This is a genomic window from Herbaspirillum frisingense GSF30 (genome assembly GCF_000300975.2).
Taxonomy (GTDB): Bacteria; Pseudomonadota; Gammaproteobacteria; order Burkholderiales; family Burkholderiaceae_D; genus Herbaspirillum; species Herbaspirillum frisingense.
The window spans coordinates 26,270-33,940 of record NZ_AEEC02000047.1 but is presented as its reverse complement, the minus strand read 5'-3'; the positions used below and the strand labels follow the sequence as shown (position 1 = coordinate 33,940).

The following is a 7,671-nucleotide window of genomic DNA, read 5'->3' as shown; positions in this document are numbered from 1 at the left end:
GCAGCTCCAGCGTGGACTCCCAGGCGCTGCGCACGACATTGGCCGGCAACACCCGTACCCCGTGCCGGCGCGCATCCTGGATCAGTTGCGAGGGTGAATAGAAGCCCATGGGCTGGCTATTGAGCAGGCCGCACAGGAAAGCCTCCGGCTCGTGGCACTTGAGCCAGCTGCTGAAGTAGGTCAGCAGGGCAAAGCTGGCGGCGTGGCTTTCCGGGAAGCCGTATTCGCCGAAGCCCTCGATCTGGTTGAAGATGCTTTCGGCGAATTCGCGTGAATAGCCGTTGTCGGTCATCCCCAGTACCAGCCGCTCATGGTGTGGCCCCATGCCACCCTTGCGCTTCCAGGCCGCCATGGAGCGGCGCAGATCGTCAGCCTCGCTGGGTGAATAGCCGGCGGCCTCGATGGCCACGTCCATCACCTGTTCCTGGAAGATGGGGATACCCAGGGTGCGCTCCAGCACCTTCCTGATCTTGCCGCTCTTGCTGGTGTTGTCGGGATACTCGAAGCTGCCGCCATTGCGCACCAGCTCACGCCGGCGCAGGTAGGGATGGACCATGCCGCCCTGGATCGGACCGGGCCGCACGATGGCCACCTGCACCACCAGGTCGTACTGGGTACGTGGCTGCATGCGCGGCAGCATGCTCATCTGGGCCCGGCTCTCGATCTGGAACACGCCGATGGTATCGGCCTTGCAGATCATCTCGAAGGTGACCGGATCTTCACGCGGGATATCGTACATCTGCATCACCTGCGGCAAGCCGCGCCGCAGGCTCACCAGCTCCAGCGACCGACGCAGGGCGGTGAGCATGCCCAGCGCGAGGACATCCACCTTGAGCAACCGGAGCGACTCCAGGTCGTCCTTGTCCCATTCGATGACGGAACGGTCTGGCATGGCGGCGTTCTGGATCGGCACCAGCCGCGACAATTGCCCGCGTGCGATCACGAAGCCCCCGGTGTGCTGCGACAGGTGGCGCGGAAAGCGCAGCAGCTTGCCGGTGATCCTGGCCCACAGATCGATCTGCGGCAGTTCCGGGTCCAGCCCGGCTTCGGCAAAGCGCGCCAGCAGTTCTTCGCGGCTGTCGAACCAGTGCTGCGACTTGGCCACCGTATCGACGATGGCCGGGTCCACCCCCAGCGCCTTGCCCACCTCGCGCAGCGCGCCACGCGGGCGATAGCTGTGGACGGCGGCGGCCAGGGCAGCGCGACGGCGGCCGTACTTGCGGTAGATGTGCTGGATCACTTCTTCGCGGCGCTGGTGTTCGAAGTCGACGTCGATGTCGGGCGGCTCGTCGCGCTTTTCGCTGATGAAGCGGGCAAACAGCAGGCGCGTGGAGGTGGGATCGACCTCGGTCACCCCCAGGCAATAGCAGACCGCCGAATTGGCCGCCGAGCCCCGACCCTGGCACAGGATGCCGCGCGAACGGGCGAATTGCACCAGGTCATAGACGGTCAGGAAATAGGCTTCATAGTGCTTGCCGGCGATGAGCCCAAGTTCCACCTCGATCTGTTGCCGCACCTCGCCGGGCAGCCCCTGCGGATAGCGTCTGGCGGCACCGGCCAGGGTTTCCTGGCGCAGGTAGTCGGCCGGGCTCATGCCCAGCGGCACCAGCTCGTCCGGGTACTCATAGCGCAGTTCGGCCAGGCTGAAGCGGCATTCGGCGGCGATGGTCAGGGTCTGCTCCAGGGTCTGCCGCGTGTGCACCAGCGACAGCCGCATTCGTGGCCGCAGGTGTTGCTCGGCGTTGGGCGCCAGCGCATGGCCGCATTCCTGCACCGGCTGGCCCAGGCGGATGGCGGTCACCACATCCTGCAGGTATTTGCGTGAGCGCTGGTGCATCTGCACGTCGCCCACCGCCACCAGTGGCAAGCCATGGCGCCGTGCTGCCTGCTCCAGCGCTTCGCGGTGCAGTTCGTCCAGGGGGCGATACAGGCGTGTGAGGCCAACCCAGGAGCGCCCGGGCGCCAGGCCGGCGAACCAGCGCAACTGGGCGTCCAGGGTGTCTTCACCGACCGCGTAATCCGGCACCAGGATCAACTGGCAATCGGGCAGGGCGCGCAGGTGCGACAAGGCCGGCGGCGGCTGGCTCAGGTCTTCCGGGGCCAGCAGGTACTGGCCCTTTTCGGCACGGGTGCGAGCCAGGGTGACTAGTTCGGAGAGATTGCCGTAACCCTCCCGGTTCCTGGCCAGCGCAACCAGGGTCAGGCGGGCCAGCGGATGTTCGGGGTCTTCCCGGAGTTGGGTAAAGCGGAAGCAACTGCCGATGATCAGCCTGAAATCCAGGCTCTGGTTCTTGCTGATCTGCTCCTGCCAGGCCGCATGGGCGCGCACCACCCCGGCCAGGGTGCATTCGTCGGTGATGGCCAGGGCGCGATAACCCAGGGCGATGGCCCGCTCCACCAGTTCCTGGGCATGCGAGGCGCCGTGCAGGAAACTGAAGTTGGTGCGGCAATACAGTTCGGCATAGTCGGGCAGGCCGCTGTCATTGCCAGTACCAGTACCGATGCCAGGGAGAGGGGCTTGCATGCGGTGCTCCTAGCCGAACAGTCCGTGCAGGAACCACTGCGGCTCTTCGTCGCTGGCCTCGCCGCCACGCCATTGCCGGAAAATCCAGTAATAGGCATGACGCGCATCGCGGGCGGTGAAGTAGTCGCGGGTCAGCGGGCGGCCTTCCCACCAGCCGGCTTCGATGCGTTCCGGCGGCGAGGTGAATTCCAGTGGTGTGCGGTAGAACGGCTTGTGCTGCTGCATGCGCAGGGGCAAGGGCTCTTCCAGCAGCCATAGCGGGCGCGGTGGCAGGCGCGCCGGATCGGTCGCCAGCGGTGCCGGCAATGTGGTCGCCGGCTGCATGACGCTGCACCAACGATTGGCGATCTCGGGCCGATGATCGGCCCGAGGCGCGGCCTGGCGCACCTTGTCCGCGCCCAGCCGGGCCACCAGCAGTTCCAGCAGGCGCTGGTGATCTTCCGGGCTGCCGCCAGGTTCGGGGAAGAGCAGTTCGCTGGCGGCCTGCATGGCTTGCAGTTCCTCGGCCGCCAGTCCCAGGGCGATGGCCGGTGCCGGCAGGCTGGAGCGGGCCAGCTTTTCCTTGACCAGGGTATGCAGGTGGTCTTCCTGCCAGGCCGGCACCGACAGGGCGATCCGCAATTCGGTCGGCGCCACGGCCTGGCGACCGCGTTCGTGCTCTAGCCACAGGTGTAACTGCTTGATGCTCAACTGGCGCGCCGCCAGCCAGCCGGCCAGTTGTACCAGCAGCCCCTGGGCATAGGCGGCCAGGATATCGGTGTGCTCGATGCGGTCGGGCAGCTCCACGCGGGCCTTGAAGACCGGCGGCGCCACCACCCATTCATGCAGTTCCGGCAGGTCGCCATAGGCACGGTCCAGCATGTCCAGTAGCGCCCGGCCGCAGCGCCGTTGCAGGCCGGGGCGCGGCAGCCGCCGCAACTGGCCCAGCTGGCGGCAGCCCAGGCCGTGCAGCCATTCGAGGTGGGCCTGGGCAGCACTGAGCAAGACCACCGGCAAGCGATCCAGGCGTCGTTGCAGGGAGCGGCTGCGCAGGGTACGCACATTGCCGTAGCGCGCCAGCATCCAGGCCCCGGTCGCGGTGACGCCAGAAGACAGGGTGGCCGACACCCCGAGTCGAGCGATGGTGACGCCGATCTTGCGGCACAGCGCCCGCATGCCGCCGAACAGGCGCAGGCTGGCGCTGACGTCCAGCAGCACACAGGCGTCCGGGGCCAGTGTGACCTGGGGCGTGTATTGCAACAGGGCCAGCGCCGTCTGTTCCAGCAGACCCTGTTCGCGCAGCGGGTCACGCTCCTGCAGCAGCGCCTGTGGCGCCAGCAGTTGCACGCCGCCGCGCCGCATGCCTTCCTGCACGCCCAGCGCGCGCGCAGGCGCCGACAGCGCGGTGACGCGCTCGCGCTCGAAGACCACCGCCGGGGCTTCATCCAGCCAGTTCGGACGGAATGCTTCCAGCGGCAGCAGTGGCAGGTGTACGGCGATCCACAGTGGGGACATGGCGTTGCAGATTCGGTGAAGGCGTCAGGGGAAGAAACAGGCTTTGTTCGCGCAGCGGCCCGCGCCGCTTGAGAAAGCCGATCTCCAGTCCGTCCCGCGCAGCCTGCAGCGTCAGCCGCAAGGGCGCGGGCGAGGGCTCGCGCGCGCAGGACCAGGGACGCAGCATGAAAAACAGGGTTTGCCCGGCCTGCGCCGCCACATGCAGCCGGCGCAGCAGATCGTGCTCACCCTTGCGCAGCCTGGGTTGCCACATCAGCAGCGCGTGACAGCTATCGGCGCGCAGGACTTGCTCGGCAGCCCAGCAGGCATCGACCGCGTTATCGGCCTGCAGATGCAGCAGCCGGGCTGCCTGCACACCCAGATGCACCCAGCCGGGGGCATTGACCTGGTGCGGTGCCTGCAGCAGGGCGATGCGTTCGGAGCGGGTGATCCGGACGGCTCTTTGGGCGCTGGCTGGCGCTCGCGCCAGCAGTGGGCGCAGCAGGCGCAATTCGCCGATGCCATCCTGGGGCAGCAGCAATTCGATCAGTGCCCCGGTCGGCCAGCCGCGTCCCGGCAACTCGGCATCAAGCGCCTCGAAACCGCTGGACACCCCGTGCCCACCCCCACGCGCCAGCTGGGACGCCAGCCAGAGCGAAGGATGGATGTTTTCCGGACGATGCACCGGGGACGATGGAGGCAACATGGTGGAGCAGACGTACTGGTGAAGATGAAGATAACTGTATAAATATACAGTAATTGTTTTGGGGTGTGACAAAAACTGCGGATGAGCGGGCAAAAGACTGAAGCTCTTGTTGAGGAGGACGACCTGGTCGTGTTCGGGGGCGAAGAGGGGGCATCGGTGCATTGCGATTCTGGAAAATGCTTTTAGAATGGCATTCCTGCCCCGGCCATTGCAGTGAGTTTCGACAAGAAAGGATGCCTATGCGCCCCTCCGTTGCGCTTGACATGAAGAGAGTTGCAGTACGGGAAGCCGTAGGCCGCTTCCGTACCGCGAACCTGCGCGTCTTCGGCTCGGTGCTGCACGGCACCGACGGGGACGGTAGCGACATTGATCTGCTGGTTGACGCACTGCCCGGTGCCACCCTGTTGGACCTGGGCGATCTGGAAGATGAGTTGAAATCGCTGCTCGGCGTTGATGTCGATCTGCTGACGCCTGAAGACCTGCCGCCGACGTTCCGGGCCAAGGTGCTCGCTGAGGCGCTGCCGCTATTTCCCTCGAAAGATTAAATTCAAACGCTGCTTGTCAGCCGCATCCCTTCCCAAGTATTGCCTAAATCCCACCCAGACCTTTCCAGCGCTCTAGCCCCCAGATCTGCCTCAACACCCGCCGAGCAGGCTTCCCTTCGGCATTCAGAAATACGCTTATTTTTTGTTGCCGCAATACAAGCTCATCTTCACCGATTCCTACATTTCCTACAGTCGGCACTGACAAGGGCTGGGGAGCTCTTCCGATAGTGAGGTTCGGTGAGGCTTTCTACACTGCAGACGTGGACAGATGTTTTGTGCCGCCGGTCAGCTCGCGCAGGGCAGTAGGGCAGGCAGGTGGCAGGTTCGTCCGCTCAACCTCGACCAACCAAGACAAGGAGTCACACATGGCAAATTCTCAAAATCCGGGGACCAGCAATCGCGGCTTTGCTGCGATGGACAGGGAAAAGCAGCGTCAGATCGCCAGCATGGGCGGCAAGGCAGCCCACGCCAAGGGTGCAGCCCATGAGTTCAGCTCCGCCGAAGCACGCGAAGCCGGACGCAAGGGTGGCCTGAACAGCCACGGTCGCAAGAATGCCGCTGCCGCCGCGGCCGCTGCAGCACAGAATGGCCAGAACGGCACTACCGCCAGCACCTCGGCGCAGCCGCAGATGAGCCAGAGCACCCCGCCGGAGCATACACACGGCACCCAGCAGCCACAGCAGTCCGACAGCACGCCCCAACAGCAAGGCTGATGAGGACATGGCACCTCAGGCAATGCTTGTCGCATCCGTCGCTTTTCACCCATGGAGTTGAGAACTGCAGGGACCAGCGACCAGACAGGTCGATAACAAGAAAACGAAAGGCGCGCAGAGCGCCTTTTTTGCGTCTGGTTTTCCGAAATCTCTTAACGGGAATCGAGAATTCCTAATTTATTGGCCCAAATCTGGGTATTTATCGAGAATTCCTAATTTCTAGGATTCTGGCGGCATATCGGCCGCATCGAACATTTCTCGGGTGACCTGCTCGATGCGGTCCAGCACGGAGCGCGGCAGATGGCCATATTGCCTTCTGCGATGCAGCGAAAGCGTGCCGTTATTCGACTGGATCATGCGGATCAGCGCCGACAGGTCTTTCTGCGGCAGGTCGAACTCATCGTTGAGTTGCGCGAAGGCTGCGTCATAGCCTTTCAGGTAGGCCAGTTCCCTCGGAATTTCATCCTGTACCGCCTGTTTGATCATCTCGTGCAGGAAGGCCACTTCCCGGTCCGCCCGCAGAAAGCGATAGGCACGGCTGCCTGGGCTGCGGATCACAATTGGACCCTGGTCACCTCGACGATAGTCCCAGAGCGTCGTGACCGGCCGGGAAAATGCCGTCAGTAGCGCGCCGTAGATCGGGATGTTCTTGCTGATGACTGCCGATACCGGAACCAGCGTTCCCGGTTCCAGCAGGGGAGACCGCGTCAGCACGTGCTGGATCAGGAAACGGTGCAGACGCCCGTTACCATCCAGGAAGGGGTGCAGGTAGACGAAGCCGAAGGCCGCGCAGGCCGCTTGCACCAGCAGGTCGGGGCAACGACGGGTATCGTTGATGAAGCTTTCCCAACCGCGCATGACGTGGTCCAGATCGTCTGCAGGGGCAGGGAAAAAACTGACCCGTCCGCTGCTGTCTTCGAGCCAGTTCTGTTGATGGCGATAAGACGCTTCCTGGCTGTAGACATCCCGCACGATGGCGTTCTGTAGCCCGACCAGCCAGGCTTCGTTCACTTCTCCTGCTTCTCCTGCCCGCTGCAGCAGCTGGACAAACCGTTCCTGCTTGTCGAAGCTTGGCGTTTCCGATTCGATGGCATAGCTGGAGCGGGTTTCCGAGAGATACAGGTAGGCCACGGCGCGGCGGTGCAGCTCCGGGTCGTGCAGGGCCGCCAGGGTATCCCGCGCCTGCGCCAGCAAGGCGTCCAGCGATGGCGTTTGCGGGATGGCGCGGCGGCGCACCACCGGACAGAACGCCGGGTTGCCCAGAGCATTGTCCCGGACCCGGAATTTGCTTGATCGCACCGGGTCGGGGGCGGTGTAGTACTCATCCGTCGGGAACAGGTCGACATAGCCGCCATTGTTCATGGGCGCCACCTCCAGCGTGCGGCCGGTCAGCCACTCCCACAGGAAACAGGCCCGCCGGATGTGTTCGCCCGTGGGCTTGATGGCCAGTTGTTCGACCAATGTCGTGGGTGGGATATGCTCGAAGGCCGCATCGATCACCTCCAGATTGACGCCCTCATGCTTGAGCGCAAATTCCAGATGCCCGATCAAGCTCGGCTCTATCGCCACCGAAGAGGGAAAAAGAATGCGCGTCTCGGTATCCATGCGTCGATTCACCGAGGAGTCGGTGTAGGCAACCTTTTCCAGCGGCGTGACGTTCAGATGCAGTGCATCGATCAGATGTTGATAGCCCAGCGGCGTCATGGCATC

Annotated in this window: 6 protein-coding genes; 2 read left to right on the top strand and 4 right to left on the bottom strand. The window is 64.2% G+C overall.

Going from position 1 to position 7,671, the window contains the following annotated elements:
- The 3 genes from HFRIS_RS22160 to imuA form a co-directional block, all read right to left on the bottom strand.
- The coding region (locus tag HFRIS_RS22160) for an error-prone DNA polymerase (protein ID WP_006465249.1) at positions 1–2,524 on the bottom strand (2,524 nt) is incomplete at its 3' end.
- Positions 2,525–2,533: 9 nt separating this feature from the next.
- Positions 2,534–4,018, bottom strand: a complete 1,485-nt coding sequence (locus HFRIS_RS22155) for a Y-family DNA polymerase (RefSeq protein WP_006465248.1) — start codon at positions 4,016–4,018, stop codon at positions 2,534–2,536.
- Positions 3,945–4,703: a translesion DNA synthesis-associated protein ImuA gene (imuA, locus tag HFRIS_RS22150; protein WP_039876935.1), complete on the bottom strand. Its 759-nt coding sequence runs from the start codon at positions 4,701–4,703 to the stop codon at positions 3,945–3,947. The genes HFRIS_RS22155 and imuA overlap by 74 nt, the downstream gene beginning before the upstream one ends.
- 239 nt (positions 4,704–4,942) lie before the next feature.
- Here imuA and HFRIS_RS22145 point away from each other — a divergent pair, with 239 nt between their 5' ends.
- Together HFRIS_RS22145 and HFRIS_RS22140 are read left to right on the top strand one after the other, a co-directional pair.
- Positions 4,943–5,248: a nucleotidyltransferase family protein gene (locus tag HFRIS_RS22145; protein ID WP_006465246.1), complete on the top strand. Its 306-nt coding sequence runs from the start codon at positions 4,943–4,945 to the stop codon at positions 5,246–5,248.
- A gap of 365 nt (positions 5,249–5,613) precedes the next feature.
- Positions 5,614–5,961 carry a KGG domain-containing protein gene (locus HFRIS_RS22140; protein ID WP_006465245.1) on the top strand — a complete coding sequence of 116 codons (348 nt, stop codon included), beginning with the start codon at positions 5,614–5,616 and terminating at the stop codon, positions 5,959–5,961.
- A gap of 219 nt (positions 5,962–6,180) precedes the next feature.
- Here HFRIS_RS22140 and HFRIS_RS22135 read toward each other — a convergent pair whose 3' ends face one another.
- Positions 6,181–7,665, bottom strand: coding sequence for a Fic family protein (locus tag HFRIS_RS22135; RefSeq protein ID WP_006465244.1), 1,485 nt, complete (start codon positions 7,663–7,665; stop codon positions 6,181–6,183).
- Positions 7,666–7,671 lie beyond the last annotated feature (6 nt).